The sequence below is a fragment of the Helicobacter suis HS1 genome (genome assembly GCF_026000295.1).
Classification (GTDB): Bacteria; Campylobacterota; Campylobacteria; order Campylobacterales; family Helicobacteraceae; genus Helicobacter; species Helicobacter suis.
The window spans coordinates 127,419-146,891 of record NZ_AP026769.1 but is presented as its reverse complement, the minus strand read 5'-3'; the positions used below and the strand labels follow the sequence as shown (position 1 = coordinate 146,891).

The following is a 19,473-nucleotide window of genomic DNA, read 5'->3' as shown; positions in this document are numbered from 1 at the left end:
CTTAAAACTCTAGTTTATAGCCAACTCCCCGCACTGAAATAATGTGCTTTGGTTTTTTAGGATCTTTCTCAATTTTAGATCGCAAACGCCCAATGATCACATCAATGCTCTTATTAGAACTTTCTGGGTTGATTGACTCAGATTCAATAGCAATCGATTCGCGAGAAAACACATGGCCTTTTTTACTGATCAAAAGGGTAAGGATTTCATACTCCGCACGGGTAAGTTCTAACTTCTTATTATGCATAAACACTTCGCGCGCATCTGAATCGATGCGGAAAAGCGAACTTCTTTGTTGCAAGCTACCTTCCTGAAGTGGCTTTTTATGATAGCGGCGTAAGAGAGACTGGATACGAATAAGGAGTTCTTTAGGATCGTAGGGTTTGGGGATATAATCATCTGCGCCACACTCAAAAGCCTGTACCTTATCGTCTAAATCGTTTCTAGCTGAGGAAATAATAATGGGAATGTCTTTTTGTTTAGAGATTTTTTTGCACACCTCTAAGCCATCTAAATTAGGTAAAGTCAAGTCTAAAAGCAACAAATCATACTGGTGGGTGATGGCTGCACTAATGCCGGTATAGGGTTCATCGCAATTAACAACCTCAATGCCATGGCGACTCAAGAACTCACTTAAAATTTCGGCTAATTCTGCATCATCTTCTATCATGAGTATCCTGATCATTTTTACCTCACAAGAATTAATCAATAGGCCTCTTGATTCTAACTCTAGTTTATAGCCAACTCCCCGCACTGAAATAATGTGCTTTGGTTTTTTAGGATCTTTCTCAATTTTAGATCGCAAACGCCGTTAATTCACATCAATGCTCTTATTAGGACTTTCTGGGTTGATTGACTCTTAAGCCCCTCAAACCGATTCGCGAGAAAACACATGGCCTTTTTTACTGATCAAAAGGGTAAGGATTTCATACTCCGCACGGGTAAGTTCTAACTTCTTATTATGCATAAACACTTCGCGCGCATCTGAATCGATGCGGAAAAGCGAACTTCTTTGTTGCAAGCTACCTTCCTGAAGTGGCTTTTTATGTTAGCGGCGTGTTTGTAATTCTGCTTGAGTTGTCAGTTCTTTAGGATCGTAGGGTTTGGGGATATAATCATCTGCGCCACACTCAAAAGCCTATACCTTATCGTCTAAATCGTTTCTAGCTGAGGAAATAATAATGGGAATGTCTTTTTGTTTAGAGATAGCACTCAAGCGTTTATACATCTGTAAAGCCTGTTGGTTATGTGGATCATTTCTAAGAATACTTTTACAAACCTCTAAAGCCTCCGGGATTAAACCTTGCAACTCATACACACCCACTAGCGCAATTGCCCGTTCCACGCATAACACCTTTTTTGTTTATCCAATCTATTATATAATGGGCGCTTTTAATAATTGCTTTCAAAAATCCAATGTTTTTAAAACAAGCAGAATTAAGGGCATAGAATTATGGAAACACATGCACTGTATGTGATTGTAGCGGGGTTGGGGTTGAGTGTGGTTAGTGGTTTGTTATTAAAGAAAATAGAAATGCCCGTAATCATTGGTTATATCCTAACAGGACTAGTGATTGCTGCGTTATTTCGCATTGCAGATTTTGAATCGCTTTCAGATATTGCAGATTTTGGGATTGTCTTTTTAATGTTCATGATTGGCCTAGAATTTAACCTTGACAAACTTAAGAGCATGAAACAAGAAGTTTTGTTATTTGGAGGGTTGCAGGTGGTGCTTACCTCCATTGTTCTTGTGGTCTTTGGTTATTATGTCATGGGATCATCTTGGGGATTTTCTTTGGTAGTGGCGATGGGTTTTTCTCTCTCCTCTACAGCCATTGTACTAAAATCCTTTGAAGAGAGTAAGCAACTAAATACTCCTGTGGGTAAAATTGTGGTGGGGATTTTAATCTTCCAAGACATCGCAGCAATCCCGATTTTGCTTATTTTAATGCTCATGGGAGGGGGGGGTGATCACCTCCTAAAACTCATCATTAAAACCGTTGTCTCCTCTGCGATTATTTTAGCCCTTTTACTTTTACCGGGCAGATTAACAGCCACCAAGATTTTAAACCTAGCAGCAGAGAGTCGCCTACCTGAGCTGTTCATGGGTACAATTTTACTCATCATTCTAGGCGCAGCAAGCTTAAGCCACTTTTTTGGTTTTTCTATGTCTTTAGGGGCTTTTGTAGCCGGTATTGCTATTTCTAAATCGCGTTATCGTATCCGTGTACAAGAAGAATTTGAATCCTTGAAAAATATTTTTTTAGGTCTCTTTTTTGTTACGGTGGGCATGCAAATCCATTTAGACTTTTTATTTGAAAATATCTTTGCTGTGATTCTTTTAATTAGTCTAGCGATGTGCTTAAAAATTTTAGTTCTTTATTTAATTTTGCGTGTTTTTAGAGATGCCCAAAGTGCGATCAAAACAGCGCTTTCACTCGCCCAAATTGGGGAGTTTGCTTTGGTTGTATTCTTAAGTGCAAGTAAACTCAATTTATTAACCTTGCAAAAGCATCAAGGCGTTTTGGCTTTCTTGCGCGATCATGATATTATCCGTGTGGGTGCAGGTGATATCCAACAATTTTTGGTTTTAATGATCATCTTTTCTATGCTCATCACTCCCTTTATTCTCAAATACCTAGACTCTTTAGTGGATTTTTTCACCCACAAATTCCACAGCCAAAGCGAGCTTAAAAAGGATGTCAAATAAATGGCGGGTGCTGTGTATATTGGGATTGTGGGGCTAGGTTGTGTGGGGCTAAGTGTTGTTAAAATTCTAAACAAACACCAAGACTTACTAGCTAGGCGGTGTGGGCATTCTTTAGTGATTAAAAAGGGGGTTGTTAAAGACTTATCTAAAGCACGGGAGGTTAATTTCCCTCTTAGCAATTCTTTAGAAGACATTTTAGAAGATCCGGATATTCAGATTGTACTAGAACTTACCGGTGCAGTAGAATTAGCCTACCAAATAGCTAAGGAATCTTTAAAACGCAATAAAGGTTTTATCACGGCCAATAAGGCGATGCTAGCCAAATACCCCCATCTTTTGCATGCTAATATTGGTTTTGAGGCAAGTGTAGGAGGGGGAATTCCTATTATTAGGGCATTAAAAGAGGGTTTAGTGGCCAATGAAATTACAGCTATACAAGGGATTTTTAATGGTACAAGTAATTTTATTTTAAGCCAAATGTCCTTGGGGAAGAATTTTCAAGAGGCGCTTAAAAAAGCCCAGAGTTTAGGGTATGCAGAAGCCAACGCCCATTTAGATGTCAGTGGGCAAGATAGCGCGCATAAGCTTTTAATCCTAGCCTTTTTAGCCTTCAATAGCCTTATTGATCTAAACACTATCCATGTAGAAGGAATTGAACAGATCAAACCCTCTGATTTACATTATGCCAAACAACTAGGTTATCGCATTAAATTAGTGGCCTATGCCCACAAGTACAAAGAGGGCATCACATTGGGGGTAGAACCCATGTTATTACCCAAGCGGAGTTTATTAGCACAAATAGAAGGGGTGATGAATGGGGTGAGTCTTGTTGGGGATTCTTTAGTGATTAAAAAGGGGGTTGTTAAAGACTTATCTAAAGCACGGGGTGTTAGTGCGGTTATTAGCGATCTAGTAGAGATGTCTAAAAATCTAAAACAAAAAAGAAAGCCTTTAAAATTGCCCATCACCCCCTATCCAATTTGTTCGCACCCTAAAAGATCTCGCTATATCCGTTTAGAATTTATTAAAAATGCCCCTAACCTAGTAGATGCCCTAGAGGCTAAATTAGTCATTCAAGAGCAAAACACACATATTTATACAACCCCCCCCATTGATGATCAAAGCTTAGAGCAGAGTTTAAAACCTTTTAGAACCTCTAATGATGTACGCCAGATACAGGTACTGTGTTTTTATGAGTTTTACTAAGGGGAGATTAGCCGAACAATTTGCATGCCAGTATTTGATTGCTAGGGGATATTGTATTTTAGCGCAAAATTTTTCTTGCCGTTTTGGTGAAATTGATATTATTGCCTTGTATGATCAGGTGTTGCATTTTATAGAAGTTAAAAGCCGTAAAAGTACAGACCCTGTTTATGCAATCACCCCCTCCAAGCTTGAAAAAATTAAAAAGAGCATTGGTGTTTATCTACAACAAAGCCAAGTCAATTATGATTTTTGTATTGATGCAATCACTCTTAAAGGTACTCCCCCCCACTGCCAGATTGAATGGATTGAAAATATTACCCTTTAATGATGATGAGACCCTAAAGGTAGGCTTTATATTCTATGTTATACAATGCTGGGCTAAATTTAAAAATACAAGGAGTAAAAGCAATGGCAAGTTATGTTGAGCTGACTAGTGAAAATTTTGACGCAGAAACCGGTAATGGTGCTGTGATGGTGGATTTTTGGGCTCCATGGTGTGGGCCTTGTAAAATGCTTGCCCCTATCATTGATGAATTAGCCGCTGAATATGCCGGTAAGGCTAAAATTTGTAAAGTTAATACAGATGAACAAGAAGAACTATCCTCTCGCTATGGTATCCGCAGTATCCCCACTTTACTTTATATGAAAGATGGCAAAGTAATCAACCAAACCGTGGGCGCGCTATCCAAACAATCTTTAAAGGATAACATTGACAAACTCCTCTAATAACTCATCTCTACTAGACCTTGCAATCATTGGTGGGGGCCCTGCGGGTTTAAGCGCGGGGCTGTATGCAACAAGGGGAGGCGTGAAAGAGGTGGTTTTATTTGAAAAAGGAGCTCCTGGTGGGCAAATCACCTTTAGTAGCGAGATTGAAAATTACCCGGGTGTGCGCGAGGTGGTGAGTGGGTTAGATTTTATGCAACCATGGCAAGAACAATGCTTTCGTTTTGGATTAAAGCAAGAAATGACTTTAGTAACTCAAATTAGTTTTCAAGAGGATCGCTTTGTAATCTACACAGATGAGGGTAAGAGTATTGGCGCTAAAAGTGTGATTTTAGCCACCGGTGGGCGGCCTAAAAGAGCGGGGATTAAAGGCGAGTCAGAGTTTTGGGGTAATGGGGTGAGTACCTGTGCTACCTGTGATGGCTTTTTTTATAAAAATAAAGAAGTGGCTGTTTTAGGAGGCGGGGACACCGCTTTAGAAGAGGCGCTTTATCTGGCTAAAATGTGTAGTAAAGTCTATTTAATCCACCGCCGCGATCAATTCCGCGCCGCGCCTGTTACTGTTGCGCGTGCTAAGAATGAACCTAAGATTGAGTTTTTAACCCCAGCTGTGGTGGAGGAGATTAAAGGCAATGCTTCTGGAGTGAATGCGGTAGTTTTCAAAAACACCCAGACAGGCGCTATACAAGAACTAGCCGTACCCGGTATTTTTATCTTTGTAGGCTATGAGATCAATAATGAAGTGTTAAAACAAGAAAATGGGAGCATGCTATGTGCCTGCGATTCTTATGGCGCTGTTATGGTGGATTTATCTATGAAAACTAATATTAAAGGTCTCTTTGCAGCAGGAGATGTGCGTACTAGCGCGGCTAAACAAGTGGTGTGCGCAGCAGGCGATGGAGCTACGGCTGCTCTTTCTGCGATTGCTTATTTAGATTCTCATACCTGATGTTACAAGTTGGTATTTTTGGGGCTAGTGGTAAAGTAGGTAGTTTACTGGCTAGAGAAGTACAAAAACAGCCACAATTAAGTCTTTCTAGCGTTTTTGTACGCCAAAATCTGAGTTTAAATCTAGCCCAAATTCTCCCGCAAGATACTTTTGTAACTAATGATATTGAACAGTTTATCGCCCACTGTAAAATCGTGGTTGATTTTTCCTCTGCTAAGGCTTTAGATCAGTTAATCCAAGTTTTACTTAAACACCCTCTCCCCTTAGTTTCTGGTACCACTGGTTTAAAAGAATGGCAAGCTTTGCTAGATTTAAGTCAAAAAGCCCCTGTTTTACACGCCTCTAACATGTCCTTAGGAATGGCTGTACTTAATAAGGTTGTGGGTTTAGTGGCTAAAGACTTAGTCCATGCTGATATTGAAATCAGTGAAATCCATCACCGCTACAAGAAAGACGCGCCCAGTGGGAGCGCGCTTACTTTGGGACAGACCTGCGCGCAGGCTAGAGGAATAGATTTTAAACAAGCATGCCAACAACACAGAGAAGGGTTACGCAAAGAGGGTGAAATTGGCTTTTCTAGTTTGCGTGGGGGTGATTTGGTGGGTAGCCATACTGTGGGTTTTTATTTAGACGGCGAATATTTAGAGTTTAACCACACCGCCACCGATCGCACAATCTTTGCCAAAGGCGCTTTAGAGGCCGCCAAGTGGCTAGCCTTGCAAAAACCCGGACTCTATCACATCCAAGATTTATACCGCTCTTAAATATTCAAGATTACAGACACAATATTTACCACTAGCACTAAAAGCCTGTAACTTTAGTTTGATAATCTACTAATACTCTGGCTTTGAGTGTGTGGAGTGCGAATATGTGGGTTAAGCGCCCTAATTATATTAAGTAAAAGAAAACTCCAATTTGAAAGAAAATTTTTTGTAAAGTACCCAAATGCAAAGATATTTTAAGCTTACTTACTGGGCTTATCCCTCGTTAAAGATAGATAGATCGCCGACAAGTTTTAAAGGGTTGTACCTAATTACAGGCTTACAAATATAGATTAGTTGCTTTGACTTTCAATAAAATCAATAATTCTTTCTATCTCCTCCTCAGCCACATAGGGGCCATGGAGGCGTATAGGTGCGCTACTGCCCGGCTGGATTAAGAGCATATCGCCTTTACCTAAAAGATTTTGCGCGCCTTCTGTATCTAAAATAACGCGCGAATCGATCTTAGAACCCACTTTGAAGCTGATTTTACAGGGTAAATTGGTTTTAATAAGGCCGGTTAAAATATCTACGCTAGGGCGCTGTGTGGCGATAATGAGATGTAAGCCGCTTGCTCTTCCCATTTGGGCGATGCGAATAATAGGGGTTTCTACTTCCTTTCCCCCCACTAACATTAAATCTGCTAATTCATCAATGATAAAGACGATAAAGGGGAGTTGTTGTTCTTTGTTTATCTTTTTATTATAGGCATCAATGTTTTTAACGCGCTGTTCACTTAAAAGCATGTAACGCGCTTCCATTTCCTGCACCATTTCATTAAGAACACTGATAGCTTGCTGTGGGTCTGTAATAATAGGGGCTTTTAAATGGGGGATATTAGCATACATGCTAAATTCTACCCGTTTTGGATCAATGATTAAAAATTGCAACTCTCTGGGCGTATTTTTATAAAGTAAAGAGATAATCATAGCATGCATGCCCACACTTTTACCACTACCCGTACTCCCTGCAATGAGCAAATGAGGGAGGGTTTTTAAATCTAAAACATAGGGTTCTCCTAAAGTGTTTTTACCCAAAGCTAAACTTAAAGCTGGAGCTTGTTCAAAGGCCGGGCTTTCTAAAATCTCTCTTAAACTAATAGGCGCGCTCTTAGCATTAGCTATTTCAATGCCCATTGTATCTTTGCCCTTAATAGGGGCTTGTATACGAATAGATTGGGCACATAAAGCCATAGCTAGATCATCAGTTAGGCTTAAAACCCGGCTCACTTTAACATGGCCAGCGGGGCGGAATTCAAAGGTGGTTACCAGAGGACCTACATGGGTGTTAACTATTTGGCCTTCAATTTTAAACATGCGCAGTTTGGCTAAAAGATTTTGGCTTTTTTCTTGAATTTGCATTTGTGGTTGTGGCATTATTGGAATGGGATTGAGTAAATCAGTGGGGGTAATAAAGAGGGCTTAGAATTGGCTAACTTTTGTATGGGGGGGTTTTCTAGGGAGTGGCGTTGTTGGAGTAAATCTAGATGTGCAGAAATATCTAGGCAAGGAGGGTTAGAGAGGGTTTGATCAGGGGGGGTATTTTGAAGATCAATTAGGCGTACTTGGAGTGTATCCTCTTTGGGTGTTTCTGTATAGTGGCTAACCTTAACTTTAAAAGGTAGGCTTTCGCGTTCAAAGAAATCTTTATGTAGGGGAGTTTTAGGAGTGGGTTTAATTTTAAACACCATGTTAAGAGCGTTATTAATTGATGTGATGATCGTTTTAAGTTTAGCTGGGATAGAGCGATAAATTGCCCGTAAGTGTTTTAGAGTGCTAGTAAAACTTTTAGGAAAGAGATTAGAATAGGCATATACAAGAATAATCAAAGCCACAACCCATGCCCCTAAAGTCCCAATATAATCTAACATCGCCTCTAATAAAGCCATGCCAACCTCTCCTCTGTGTAGCAGTAAGGATTGGATCATTAACAAGGCTAAAAACCCTAATAAACTAGCCAAAAGAGATTGTAATGCTCTCAGGCTTTTTTGGCGGATTAAAAAAGAGACATAGAGTAAATAAAACACATCTACATAGGCAATATATCCCAAATAATGGAAGTGTAAAGCGGCTATTAATTCCCCAATAGAGCCAAGTAAGCCACTTGATCCAAAACAGGTAGCCAGTAATAAAGCTAGTAAGCCACTATAAAAACCTAGCCTAATATTTTTCCCTTTCATAAACCACACCACATATATCCATGTAAGGACAATAGCTACAATTATCTTTATTAGGTCTTTTTTCAAAGGGCATGATAGAAGTGAGTTTTTTTAGTTGGTTTTGCAGTTGCTCTTGTTTAAAATGCACAACTTGCAAATATTCCTCCAACAATTCACCTTTTTTAAGATCATAAAAATACACTCTAATACGGGCATCTTGCAAAGAAGAGGCCAAAGCTAAATGGTAGATACTTAACTGGTAATCTTGGCTTTCTTCCATGTTTTCTAAAGTATCTACTTTTAGTTTATCTTTGCTCTTATATTTATAATCCAAAATCGCATAACTGCCATCTTCTAAGCGATCAATGCGATCAATTTTCCCATTAAATGTAAACCCGGCAATGGAGGTTTTAAATTTCTTTTCGCAGACTAATACCTCTCTGGATTGTAAAATTTCTTTTTCCTTTTCAAAAAACGCACTCATTTTATCCACCGCCACTTCAAACTCTAAGCGTTGCAAAGCGTTTAGTTGTTCATCTTGCGCTAGTTCTAGCAAATCAGAGGCTTTAACAGGGGTGTTTTTGTGTTCTTCATAATGCTTCTTTAAAAGTTTGTGTAAAAAAGTGCCCATGTTAAATTGATCTTTAGAGGGGGGGGTTAAGTTTTTGATGTATTTAAGATAAAAACGGCGGGGGCAGGTTAAATAATCATTAAACTTAGTAGCGCTAAAGCTAAAACCCTCTAACACTTTGCCTTTACACTCTTCATCTAGGTAATCGTGTTTATTTTCAGGGGGAAAGAGGGCAAAGTTTGCCGGGCTTATTTGTGTATTTAAATCTAGTTCTAAAAGCATTTTTGAATGAGTTGTTTTATCATCAACATAATAGGCAATATCTACTTGTTTAGTGTTTTGCAAAATTTGGTAATAGTAATGTTTTTGTAGATTTTCATGATCTTTGAGGGTGGGGATATTAAGGCGTGCACGGGTTGTACTATTTAAAAATAAATTGTGATCGGGAATACAGGGTACTAAATGATCAGTAAAATCTAACAACACCACCCGCTCAAAAGATAACCCGCGGCATTCTAGTACATCTAAAACCCTAACCTTGCCTCCAGAGACATCGTCAATGCGTTGTTTTTTTAATTCTTGTAAATAGAGTTCTAAGAGATCGGCTAGAGGATAGTCTTTTAATAAAGATTTAATGCTCATGAGGTTGTTATAAAAATCCTCGTGGAAATCTTGAAGATGTTTGGGGGGAGTGGGATAAACCTGCTCCATTGCTTGTTTACACACTTTATCAAGCTCTTCTAAGGGGGAGGCATTTAAAGGGGGCGGGTTGATTTGTAGGTTTTTAAGGGCTTGAAAATAGGCAAAATAGACCCATTCAACATCTTGACCATGAGCAAGGTTGAGGTTATTTTCTATATCTAAAAGCTTTAGGTAGGCAGTGATAGAAGAATCCGGGGTGATGATAGCTAGAGTACTAGGATCTAATCCATCTTGTAACCATTCTTGTACCCTTAAAAGGGCTAAACCCACTTGCTCTAACCGGGTTTTAAAGCCATAAACACGGATATGATCTACCTGTAAGTTTTGCTCTTGTTTTTTTATAATGGCTGGTTTACCTTGTAAAAGAGCTGATAAATCCAGTTTATAGTAGTGATTGACTTCTAGGTCTAATTTTAAAAAGCCTAAAAAATCTTTATTATAACGATCACAATTAACATGCAAAAACACAGGTACTAAAGAGGCTACTTTAAAAAGCAAGCGCTGTTCTTGGTTATTTAAAGAACCCTCCAAGTAAAATTCAATGCGTGTAAATTTTTCAAGCACAGCAGAGATAAGGGTGGGTTCTATACGCAAAATGCGATCATAAAAACGATGCTTTTCTAGCTGTTCTTGATAATGCGCTAAGATACGCTTTAACACCTCCAAATGGTTAGCATAATCACCATAAATATCTTGGCTTTCAATCTGATTTATATCTAGATCAAAAATAGCCAACTCGTTAAAAAAGTGTGCCACAAATGTACTACTATCTAAATAGCCTAAAAAACTCTTTTCAAACACTAAAAGGTGTTCTGTAGACTCGGGTAAATTTTGGGCGACTTCTTTAATGGCATGGGCTAAAAGCACTTGGCGTACACTTCTAGGGACTTTTAAGAGCCCATCTATAAAGCTAATCTGGTTGTAAAACTCCTTTACACTCCAAACCACAGGCAAAAATCCATCTTGTTGTTTGGCATAAAAAGCATTACAAGCGCGCCTACTACTAAAGACATATAAAACCGGTTTTTCCTCTAACATTTAACTTCCTGTAATAAATCTTTGGCTTTTTGAGCGATATTTTGCGGTGTAAAACCAAAATGTTCAAAGAGAAGAGAACCGGGGGCAGATTTTCCAAAACTCTCCATATTAACTAAAGCATCTGCAAACCTAAACCACTCTAAACCTCTACTGGCCTCAATTGCAAGCACGCGCCCGACAAAAAGCGATTCTAGATATTTTTGATCTTGTTTTAAAAGTAAATCAAAACAGGGGACACTTACCACCTGCACAGCAATATTTTGTTCTTCTAATAAATGGGCGGCTTTTAAACTAATTTGTACCTCACTCCCGCTACTAACTAGAGTAATTTGAGCCTCACTTGGGCTTTTGTATAAAACATACCCCCCTCTTTGCACACTATCAGATGATACAGGGGGCATGATCTCTAAACTTTGGCGTGAGAGTACAAAAGCACAGCTAGATTTAAGCCTCAAGGCCACCTGCCAACATGCCACATTTTCATGGGCATCCATAGGTCTAAACACATAAAAATTAGGCAAAGCCCTTAAATGGCTTAAGTGTTCAATAGGCTGGTGAGTAGGGCCATCTTCGCCAACTCCAATACTATCATGGGTAAAAATATAAAAGATAGGTGTTTGCATTAAAGCGCTTAAGCGCAAACTAGGGAGTAAATAATCGCTAAAGACAAAGAAGGTCGCACAAAAGGGTACAAATAAACCATAGTTAGCTATCCCATTACTAATAGCTGCCATAGCATGTTCTCTAATACCAAAGTGTAAATTGCGCCCAACATGGGAGGGTGTGTAATCTTTCTCTTGGTGGAGTGTGGTGTTAGTAGAGGGGGCTAAATCCGCACTCCCTCCTAAAAATCCTTGATAAGCTTGGCTAATGGCATTTAAAATTTGCCCATTACTTGCACGCGTAGCAAGGCTTTCTCCTGTTTTAAAGCTAGGGTAGATCACTTGGCTAAAATCTTTGGCTTGTAAATGGGTGATTTTATCTTGAATAGCTGGTGTGATTTGTTGCTCCCAAAGATTTTGCATAGCCTCGCCTCTTTGCATGTTAAAGTGCAAGGCAATTTCTTTAGGGATATAAAAAGACTCAAGAGGCCACCCACAGGCTTTTTTAGAGCTCTCAAGTGTTTTTAAACCCAAAGGCGCGCCATGAACCTTAGCACTCCCCTCCACCCCTAAAGCCCCCTTACCAATTGTGGTTTTAGCAATAATAAGCACGGGTTTAGTACAGGTTTTAGCAAGTAAAATCGTTCTATCAATCTCTAAAAAATCATGCCCATTACAGCTAAGCACCTCCCAGCCTTGTGATTTAAAGCGCATAGCAATATCCTCACTAAAGGCTAAATTGGCCTCCCCTTCAATGGTGATAGAATTGCTATCATAAATTACAATCAAATTATTAAGCCCTAAATGCCCCGCAAAAGAGGCGCTTTCATAACTAATACCCTCCTGTAAATCCCCATCACCACATAGACAGTAAACCTTGTGAGAAATAACCTCCCCTAAAAAATCCTTAGCAAGAGTACTAGCAAGAGCAAAACCCACCGCATTAGCAAAACCTTGCCCTAGTGGGCCTGTTGTGATTTCAATTCCTTGAGTGTGTCCAAACTCTAAATGTCCGGGGGTTTTAGAATCAAGTTGTCTAAAGGCTTTTAGATCTTCTAAACTAATTTCAAAGCCCCAAAGGTGTAAAAGTGCGTAGGCTAGAGAACTTGCATGCCCGCCACTAAAGATCAAGCGATCACGATTAAGCCATTGTACATGTTTAGGGTTTAAGTTAAGATGTAAGCCCAGCACCACCGCCACATCGGCTAAACCCAGCGCTACACCGGGGTGGCCGCTATTTGCCTTTTCTACCATGTCTGCACATAAAAAGCGCAGCGTAGTGGCCATTTTTTGTAAAGTGGGTAAATCCTCTTGACTAAGAGGGAGTTTAGAAAAGTGCATGGCAAACCTTTTAGTGGAGAATGGGGTTATTTTAACAAATTGCTCTTGTCTATGCCTTTAAGATGTGTTTTGCCTCTTGTAAGTCTAAACTAATCTGGTGCTTAAGACTATTTAAATTATCAAATAAGGCATTATCGCGGATTTTTTGCACAAAAAAAACACGCATAGAGGGGGGCGGAGTAGAAAGGGAGGTATTTAAAATATGGGTCTCAAGCGCTATTTTTCCATCAGTACTCAACCGATTCCCTAAAAAGCTCACACTAGGCAAATAACTTTCAAGAAATTTAACATGGGTTGCATACACCCCAAAACTAGGTAACAACATCTCAGGATTGATTGCCATATTAAGGGTTGGGTAGAGTTTTTGGTGGCCAAGACCCTGCCCAGAGATAATAGGCCCCTCTAGCATAAAGGGATGTCCTAAAAATTGGCAGGCTAAAGATATATCCCCTTTTTTAATGCATTCTTTGATGTGGTAAGCGTGTAAAGAAATGCCCTTAATTTTAATCTCAGGGATCACCTCTAGGGTAATTTTAGGGTTTAATAAAGTTTTTAATGTGTCTACATTGCCCATGCGCTTATGCCCAAATCTAAAATCATAACCCACCACGATTTTTTGTAGGCATGAAAATTTAGACTCAATAAGACGGACAAACTCCGGCGGTTCTAATAAAAAAGCCTCTTCTAGGGCTAAAAAATACACTTGATCTACCCATTTTTTTAATAAATGCTGGCGGTAGTCAAGAGGGGTAAGGGCTTCTTTGAGATTTGTTTTATCCACCACTAACACCGCACTTTGAGGGCCAAGAGCCTGTAATAAATGCTGGTGTGCGACATGCACGCCGTCAAATTTGCCAATGCTTAGGCTTAAAGTAGTTGGATTTATCGCGGATTTTTTGCACAAAAAAAACACGCATAGAGGGGGCGGAGTAGAAAGGGAGGTATTTAAAATATGGGTCTCAAGCGCTATTTTTCCATCAATACTCAACCGATTGATAAGCAGAAAAAAGCCTGCTGACGAATTTTTAAAAGACAAGATTATTTTAATCACGGGGGGTACGGGGAGCTTTGGTCAACAATGTACCCAAGTTTTATTAGAACAGTACAGGCCCAAAAAGGTGATTATTTATAGCCGTGATGAACTCAAACAGTATGAAATGGCTAAAACCTATGATGATTCTAGAATGCGCTTTTTTATCGGAGATGTACGCGATAAGGATCGCCTTAAAAGCGCCTTGCAGGGTGTAGATGTGTGTATCCATGCCGCCGCGCTTAAACAAGTCCCTACTGCTGAGTACAACCCGTTAGAATGCATTAAAACTAATATTTTAGGGGCTAGTGCGGTGATTGAGGGCTGTTTATCTGCACAGGTAGAACAAGTCATTGCTTTAAGCACAGATAAGGCAAGTAATCCGATTAATCTTTATGGCGCAACCAAACTGTGCAGCGATAAACTTTTTACAAGTGCTAATAATATGAAAGGCAGTGCGCGGACTAAGTTTAGCGTGGTGCGCTATGGGAATGTGGTGGGGAGTCGGGGTAGTGTTGTCCCTCTTTTTAGAGAGCTAGTTAAATTAGGCGCAACACAAATCCCTATTACGGATACACGCATGACGCGCTTTTGGATCACTTTAAAAAAAGGTGTGGCCTTTGTACTCAAGAGTTTAGAACGCATGCATGGGGGTGAAATCTTTGTGCCTAAAATCCCGAGTATGAATATTGCAGATTTAGCTAAGGCTTTAGCGCCACACATTCCTATACAAATTGTTGGGATTAGACCGGGGGAAAAATTGCATGAAGTGATGATTAGCGCAGATGATAGGGCTTTAGAGTTTGAGGATTTTTATATCCTAGAGCCCACGATTACTTTTCAAACGCCCATAAATTACACAGAAACGCTTTTAGGGGAACAAGGTTTACCCACACCCGAAGGATTTAGCTACAATAGTAAAGATAACCCTTGGTATCTCACAGAAAAAGAGATTTTGGAGATGGTACATGCTCTCTAGTTTAATGAATAGTACACTTTTACAAGGTAAAAATATTTTGCTTTTAGTGAGTGGGTCTATTGCTGTTTATAAGGCTTTAGATTTGGTGCGCATTTTTGCAAAAATGGGGGCTAATGTGCGGGTGGTGATGAGTGCGGGGGCTTGTAAATTTGTAACCCCGCTTAGTTTTGAAGCTCTAAGCCACTTTAGCGTACTAACCGATCAAAACGAACGGTGGAATATGCAAGAGCAGGCTTGTACTAATCATATCACCTATGCTAAAGCAGATCTAGTACTCTTAGCACCAGCTAGTGCAAATACCCTTGCTAAACTTGCCCATGGACTAGCAGATAATGCACTCACAGCGACTTTTCTAGCTAGCCATGCCCCTAAAATCATCGCCCCAGCCATGAATACACAAATGTTACAAGCACCAGCCACACAAGAAAACTTAGAACGGTTAAAATCTTGGGGTTGCATCATAGTAGAACCAAAAAGCGATCTGTTAGCCTGCAATACAACCGGTAAAGGGGCATTAGCAGAAATAATAGAAATAGTGGGGGCTAGTGTTAAAGCTTTATGCCTTGATTCTTTTTGGCAAGATCAAAGAGTAGTGGTTACCGGCGGGGGGAGTGTAGAGGCAATTGATTCTGTGCGCTGCATCTCTAATATTTCTAGTGGTTTACAGGCAAGTTCTCTAGCTTTAGCCCTGTGGCTTAAAGGCGCGCAAGTGGTTTTTATCTCTAGTGCTTTTGCTTTATTACCAGAGGGAATTACCTGTATTTCAGTCAAAAGCGCACAAGATTATCTAAAGGCTCTTAAATCTGAACAAAATTTTTATAACCCTCCTTTTTTATTCATGCTAGCTGCCGTTAGTGATTATAAAAGTGCCCATGTTTATACCGGCAAATTAAAAAAACAAGATTTAGGATCAACTTGGAATTTAGAATGTGTGCAAAATCCGGATATTTTAAAAAGTTTAGAGGGGTTTTATAAAATTGGTTTTAAGGCTGAGGAATCCATAGAATCCTTAGCAAGCGCGCAAAAGCTTTTAGAACCAGTAGATTTAGGGGGTAAGGGCTGTAAAGTTGTGTGTCTTAATTCTACTCAGGCATTAGGTGCAACTAATAACCAAATAGTTTTATTAAACCAAGTTACAAGCCAAACCACTAAATGCTCTACTAAATTTGATCTGAGTTTTGAGATTTTAGACTTTGTGCGAGATACCTACAATTCATGTTAAACCCTATTAGCGCCTTACAAAATCTTTCGCTGCTCCAAGAGTTTTTAAAAGACACGCAAAATACCCATAATTTCAACGCCACTTTACCGCTTTTATTAAAAGTCTTAGAGAAAAAGGGGGATCAGAAATATTTATTACAACTTGGTAATCAAATTTTAGAAACCAAAAGCCAGATTCTGTGCGCGTTAGGAAAAACTTACTGGGCTTTGATGCATAAAAGTTCAGTGGGGGCAACTATGCTTTCTAATCTTATAGCCCAGCCCCCCATTAGCGAACAACTCAAAGACGCGCCGCTTAAATTTGAATTAAAAGATTTGCCTAAATTATTAAGCCAAGAGCATTTTCAAGATTATAAAGAAACCTTGATTCATCATTTTACCCACGCCCACACCCGCCAAGATTTTTTAATCTTGGGTAATCTCTTGCTCTCCTTGCACCACCAAGTGGCTAGCTTTATTATTCAAGATGGCCACCAAGAGGCTTTTGTACAATTCAAGGCTAAAAAAGAACAAGAACGGCTAGAGTTTTACGCCCTATACCCACATTTAGGGCCTTTAGAGGGGGTGGTTTATAAGCAAGAGGGGGGAGTGGGTTTATCTTTGGGGGTTTCTTATGAGAGTGTGGCACAACATCTCAAGAATAATCAAGATCAGCTAAAGGGTTTTGATCAAATCCAGATTTTTGTAACAAAGCCCCCCCAACCGCTTTTTAATTTTGAGCAAAGTTTATTAGATACTAGAGGTTAATTAGGAAAGCCATAAGCATTAAGCGGTGTACTAGATTTTAAGGGGAGGTGTTTATTTAAAAGGCTAGCTTGCATGGCCATAGTTTCATTAAGAAAGGCTAAATGGCGGGTTAATTCTAAAAGTAGCCGCAATTGTAGCCCTTGTGCTTGTTGGTTATAGTTAGCATAGGCTAAAGCTCTAGCGTTGGGATTTTTTGCTTGTTTTAAGTCTGTGGCTAAATGAGAATTAAGGGCTTTGATTTGTTCTTCTAAATGGGTATTAGAAAAATTCTCTTGTAATTGCTCTAAGCGTTTATCAAGAGGAATCAAAGGCATTTGTTTAGAGTCTGGATAAAAGACCTTGGCTTGGATTTGTTTATAGTGCTTAAAATCCCCCTTAAGTAATGCCTCTTGCATGTCTTTAAGATTTTCTTGATACTTCTCTTTAGCCTCACTAGCTTGCACGCGCTCACAAAGTAACATGCTTAAGGGTTTGGGCGCTAAAGGGGGGTTGTGGTGTTTAAGAGTCTCTAAAATTTGTTTGGCTTGTGGGTGATCTTGGGTGAGTGTAGCGGTGTTAAAATCTAGCCAAGGACAGGCTTTTTCTAAGCGGGCTAATTGGATAGTCTGGAATTTTAAATAATCCTGCATACGCTTTTGTAAATCTTTTTCTTGAATCTGAGCGGTTTTAAGTTCTTGTTCTAAATAGTTTTGCATGGGTTCTAATGGGGCGATGGAGGCTCGCATGAATTCTTGAGTCTGTGCTAGCGTGTCTTTAATTTGTTCTAAAGTATTGGCTTGGCTTTTAGCCCGATCTAATAGTTGCTGGAATAAGCGCAAATTCTCTTGTAACTTAGCAATCATGGTACTTTCATTGGCATTTGAAGTAGCTAGCTTAGCATTAGCCTGTGTATCTAAAGTGATCATGGCTGCAGCTTGTAATAAACCAATAAAACAGATGAGCCAAAGTTTCAGGTAAAATCCTCCAAAAGCGCGCCTAAATAAATACCTTGAATGCAAGTATGCATGCACTTTTCTTTAATTTTAGCCGCTCCATTGACTAATACATCGCTTTTAATCCCATGTGAAATAGAAATCTTAGCCTCTAAAAAGGCACTCAAACGATCACAAAATTTTAAAAGACTCCCACACATGCTTTTGTATGGATCTTGGTTATATTCTTGCCATAATGAAATAGAATCAACAAAAATAATTTTCTGAGTTTCTGGGTGAATATAGCGATCTTTAAATTCATCTTGAGTGAAGTAGAGCAAATCTTGTTTAAAATCAGGACTGACATATTGTAAAATATTTTCCTGCATAGCGCGCGCTTCTAGGGATTTTAAGTACACATCTAAACCTAATACGCCATGTTTAATTGGAGAGATAATATCACGCGTCAAGACTTCGGGTAAATCATGGAAAAGCCCGCCTAAAAAGTGATTGATACGCATTTGCATACAAGCTTTTAAATCAAAACTAAGCAAAAAAGCACATAAAGCCACAAATAGCGCATGGCCTAAAACACTAGTTTGTGGAACTCTAGGGGTTTGACTCCAACGCTTTTGGAAGCGCAACTGCCCAAACATAGAGGCTAGCAATTCTAAATGGGGTATATTTAACAAATGCGCATGCTCAGATAGTGCATCATTTAGGTTTTTTCTAATATCTTTAACCCCATAACCATGGGGATAAAAATTTGCAATAAAATCAAATTCCCAAGCAGAAACATAGTCATGGGCGGCTTTTAACAGTTGGTGTTCTATATCTGTGGGAGGCTTACAAAAATAGCCATGCAAGTGTTTAAAAAAAGCATACCCTTCTACCTCATCTTCTAACACGCCCCAGACATAATCAGCAAAAGCCTCCCGGTGCTTTTTGAGTAGTTCGTGATAAATGGGGGGTTTAATATCAGTTAACACCACGCGGCTTAAAAACTCAAAACAAAAATAGCGTAGTAATTTATCCCAATCAATACCTGTATGGTGATTGGCTAATAAAACCACCACCATCGCCTTATGCGCTTGTTTGTCTAGTTCGCTAAATTCAATCGGGCAGGCTTGATCGTTCCAACGCCTAATAGAAGCCGCCACAAACAAACGGCGCAACAACGCGCTTTGTAAGTGGGGTTTATAACCTTCTGTCATAAATATTTAGGCACGGACTCTTTTAGAAGTGTTTCTAATTTAGAATCAGCTGTGGGCTCGCCAATAGCGCTAAACTTCCATTCCCCATTGTGTTTATAAAGTTTGCCTAAAATCATGGCCTCTTTACCCGCAAAAGCCACATCTTTAGCCACATTGTAAGAAGCAAAGATATTTTGTACTTTCTCTGGCGTGCCCTCATAGAGTCTAATACTGGCAAAGGGGATTTTATCAAAATCAATATGGGTATAAGAATTAAGTACAAAAACTAATTGCTCAATAGCTGGATCTAAACTATCTAAAGCAAGGCTAATAATTTCATTGTCTAAGCCATCATCGCCCCCTACATCACCCGTGCGATCATCGCCACTATGTTTAATTCCACTACTTGCTTTCTTACCAAAATACACACAATCTACAAGGCGCTTATTTTGATCAAATAGCCCCACACTCAAATCTAAATCCACCGCTTCAGTCTTGGTATTGCCAAAAAAACCTTTTTTACTAATCGCCCCCCAATTAGCCCCTACACAAAAGGATTTAAGTGCATTGCCATCTTCTTTCTTTAAAGAAATTTTTTGTCCCTTAACTAGACTAACCATAAAACCCC

Annotated in this window: 18 protein-coding genes and 1 pseudogene; 9 read left to right on the top strand and 10 right to left on the bottom strand. The window is 39.4% G+C overall.

From position 1 onward, the window contains the following. Position 1 precedes the first annotated feature (1 nt). Positions 2-685 carry an acid response regulator transcription factor ArsR gene (arsR, locus tag OO773_RS00915; RefSeq protein WP_006563897.1) on the bottom strand — a complete coding sequence of 228 codons (684 nt, stop codon included), beginning with the start codon at positions 683-685 and terminating at the stop codon, positions 2-4. Between the two features lie 42 nt (positions 686-727). Then, positions 728-1,246 (bottom strand): annotated as a pseudogene (locus tag OO773_RS00910) (winged helix-turn-helix domain-containing protein); the annotation flags it as partial. A gap of 207 nt (positions 1,247-1,453) precedes the next feature. Between OO773_RS00910 and OO773_RS00905 the strand changes: the two are divergent. The 6 genes from OO773_RS00905 (at position 1,454) to dapB (ending at position 6,355) form a co-directional block, all read left to right on the top strand. Then, positions 1,454-2,710, top strand: coding sequence for a cation:proton antiporter domain-containing protein (locus tag OO773_RS00905; protein WP_006565303.1), 1,257 nt, complete (start codon positions 1,454-1,456; stop codon positions 2,708-2,710). Beyond that, positions 2,711-3,916, top strand: coding sequence for a homoserine dehydrogenase (locus OO773_RS00900; protein WP_264828605.1), 1,206 nt, complete (start codon positions 2,711-2,713; stop codon positions 3,914-3,916). It abuts the gene before it with no gap. Beyond that, positions 3,903-4,241 (top strand): YraN family protein, encoded by a 339-nt coding sequence (locus OO773_RS00895; protein ID WP_040499056.1) that lies wholly within the window; start codon positions 3,903-3,905, stop codon positions 4,239-4,241. Before OO773_RS00900 ends, OO773_RS00895 begins: the two co-directional genes overlap by 14 nt. Before the next feature lie 83 nt (positions 4,242-4,324). Then, positions 4,325-4,642, top strand: coding sequence for a thioredoxin (trxA, locus tag OO773_RS00890; RefSeq protein WP_006563902.1), 318 nt, complete (start codon positions 4,325-4,327; stop codon positions 4,640-4,642). Continuing rightward, the gene (gene trxB, locus OO773_RS00885) at positions 4,626-5,591 is read left to right on the top strand and encodes a thioredoxin-disulfide reductase (RefSeq protein ID WP_006563903.1); all 966 of its coding nucleotides are present in this window, start codon (positions 4,626-4,628) and stop codon (positions 5,589-5,591) included. Before trxA ends, trxB begins: the two co-directional genes overlap by 17 nt. Further along, entirely contained in the window at positions 5,591-6,355 is a 765-nt protein-coding gene (gene dapB / locus OO773_RS00880; protein WP_040499057.1) for a 4-hydroxy-tetrahydrodipicolinate reductase, read from the top strand. Before trxB ends, dapB begins: the two co-directional genes overlap by 1 nt. Positions 6,356-6,645: 290 nt before the next feature. Here dapB and OO773_RS00875 read toward each other — a convergent pair whose 3' ends face one another. From OO773_RS00875 to OO773_RS00855, 5 genes are read right to left on the bottom strand one after another with little or no spacing between them, the layout of a single operon-like run. Next, positions 6,646-7,713, bottom strand: coding sequence for a DNA translocase FtsK (locus OO773_RS00875; RefSeq protein ID WP_406600082.1), 1,068 nt, complete (start codon positions 7,711-7,713; stop codon positions 6,646-6,648). A gap of 14 nt (positions 7,714-7,727) precedes the next feature. Beyond that, positions 7,728-8,531 carry a hypothetical protein gene (locus OO773_RS00870; RefSeq protein ID WP_264828604.1) on the bottom strand — a complete coding sequence of 268 codons (804 nt, stop codon included), beginning with the start codon at positions 8,529-8,531 and terminating at the stop codon, positions 7,728-7,730. Then, positions 8,512-10,821 (bottom strand): PD-(D/E)XK nuclease family protein, encoded by a 2,310-nt coding sequence (locus OO773_RS00865; protein WP_006563906.1) that lies wholly within the window; start codon positions 10,819-10,821, stop codon positions 8,512-8,514. Before OO773_RS00865 ends, OO773_RS00870 begins: the two co-directional genes overlap by 20 nt. Beyond that, entirely contained in the window at positions 10,815-12,764 is a 1,950-nt protein-coding gene (gene tkt, locus OO773_RS00860) for a transketolase (protein ID WP_006563907.1), read from the bottom strand. The genes OO773_RS00865 and tkt overlap by 7 nt, the downstream gene beginning before the upstream one ends. 49 nt (positions 12,765-12,813) lie before the next feature. Next, complete coding sequence (locus OO773_RS00855; RefSeq protein ID WP_264828603.1) at positions 12,814-13,668, bottom strand: bifunctional riboflavin kinase/FAD synthetase; 855 nt, start codon at positions 13,666-13,668, stop codon at positions 12,814-12,816. 88 nt (positions 13,669-13,756) lie between these two features. On the opposite strand from OO773_RS00855, the gene pseB reads away from it, so the two are divergent. The 3 genes from pseB to OO773_RS00840 are packed head-to-tail and all read left to right on the top strand — an operon-like array spanning position 13,757 to position 16,741. Further along, entirely contained in the window at positions 13,757-14,773 is a 1,017-nt protein-coding gene (gene pseB / locus OO773_RS00850; protein WP_264828602.1) for a UDP-N-acetylglucosamine 4,6-dehydratase (inverting), read from the top strand. Then, positions 14,763-15,995: a bifunctional phosphopantothenoylcysteine decarboxylase/phosphopantothenate--cysteine ligase CoaBC gene (gene coaBC, locus OO773_RS00845; protein WP_176485303.1), complete on the top strand. Its 1,233-nt coding sequence runs from the start codon at positions 14,763-14,765 to the stop codon at positions 15,993-15,995. The genes pseB and coaBC overlap by 11 nt, the downstream gene beginning before the upstream one ends. Further along, on the top strand, positions 15,989-16,741 hold the full coding sequence (locus OO773_RS00840) for a hypothetical protein (protein WP_264828601.1): 753 nt from the start codon (positions 15,989-15,991) through the stop codon (positions 16,739-16,741). The genes coaBC and OO773_RS00840 overlap by 7 nt, the downstream gene beginning before the upstream one ends. Here OO773_RS00840 and OO773_RS00835 read toward each other — a convergent pair. The 3 genes from OO773_RS00835 to OO773_RS00825 are packed head-to-tail and all read right to left on the bottom strand — an operon-like array spanning position 16,738 to position 19,465. Further along, the gene (locus OO773_RS00835; protein WP_006563912.1) at positions 16,738-17,646 is read right to left on the bottom strand and encodes a hypothetical protein; all 909 of its coding nucleotides are present in this window, start codon (positions 17,644-17,646) and stop codon (positions 16,738-16,740) included. The genes OO773_RS00840 and OO773_RS00835 overlap by 4 nt on opposite strands. Before the next feature lie 44 nt (positions 17,647-17,690). Then, positions 17,691-18,866, bottom strand: coding sequence for an HD domain-containing protein (locus OO773_RS00830; protein WP_232088474.1), 1,176 nt, complete (start codon positions 18,864-18,866; stop codon positions 17,691-17,693). Beyond that, the gene (locus OO773_RS00825; RefSeq protein ID WP_006563914.1) at positions 18,863-19,465 is read right to left on the bottom strand and encodes a TerD family protein; all 603 of its coding nucleotides are present in this window, start codon (positions 19,463-19,465) and stop codon (positions 18,863-18,865) included. Before OO773_RS00825 ends, OO773_RS00830 begins: the two co-directional genes overlap by 4 nt. Positions 19,466-19,473 lie beyond the last annotated feature (8 nt).

Coding starts and splice junctions, on each gene's coding strand:
- OO773_RS00875 (WP_406600082.1), bottom strand. CDS start 7,713: ATGCAAATTCAAGAAAAAAGCCAAAATCTTTTAGCCAAACTGCGCATG.
- OO773_RS00835 (WP_006563912.1), bottom strand. CDS start 17,646: ATGATCACTTTAGATACACAGGCTAATGCTAAGCTAGCTACTTCAAAT.
- OO773_RS00870 (WP_264828604.1), bottom strand. CDS start 8,531: ATGAAAGGGAAAAATATTAGGCTAGGTTTTTATAGTGGCTTACTAGCT.
- OO773_RS00840 (WP_264828601.1), top strand. CDS start 15,989: ATGTTAAACCCTATTAGCGCCTTACAAAATCTTTCGCTGCTCCAAGAG.
- coaBC (WP_176485303.1), top strand. CDS start 14,763: ATGCTCTCTAGTTTAATGAATAGTACACTTTTACAAGGTAAAAATATT.
- dapB (WP_040499057.1), top strand. CDS start 5,591: ATGTTACAAGTTGGTATTTTTGGGGCTAGTGGTAAAGTAGGTAGTTTA.
- OO773_RS00905 (WP_006565303.1), top strand. CDS start 1,454: ATGGAAACACATGCACTGTATGTGATTGTAGCGGGGTTGGGGTTGAGT.
- OO773_RS00900 (WP_264828605.1), top strand. CDS start 2,711: ATGGCGGGTGCTGTGTATATTGGGATTGTGGGGCTAGGTTGTGTGGGG.
- OO773_RS00825 (WP_006563914.1), bottom strand. CDS start 19,465: ATGGTTAGTCTAGTTAAGGGACAAAAAATTTCTTTAAAGAAAGAAGAT.
- arsR (WP_006563897.1), bottom strand. CDS start 685: ATGATCAGGATACTCATGATAGAAGATGATGCAGAATTAGCCGAAATT.
- trxA (WP_006563902.1), top strand. CDS start 4,325: ATGGCAAGTTATGTTGAGCTGACTAGTGAAAATTTTGACGCAGAAACC.
- OO773_RS00865 (WP_006563906.1), bottom strand. CDS start 10,821: ATGTTAGAGGAAAAACCGGTTTTATATGTCTTTAGTAGTAGGCGCGCT.
- OO773_RS00895 (WP_040499056.1), top strand. CDS start 3,903: ATGAGTTTTACTAAGGGGAGATTAGCCGAACAATTTGCATGCCAGTAT.
- tkt (WP_006563907.1), bottom strand. CDS start 12,764: ATGCACTTTTCTAAACTCCCTCTTAGTCAAGAGGATTTACCCACTTTA.
- OO773_RS00830 (WP_232088474.1), bottom strand. CDS start 18,866: ATGACAGAAGGTTATAAACCCCACTTACAAAGCGCGTTGTTGCGCCGT.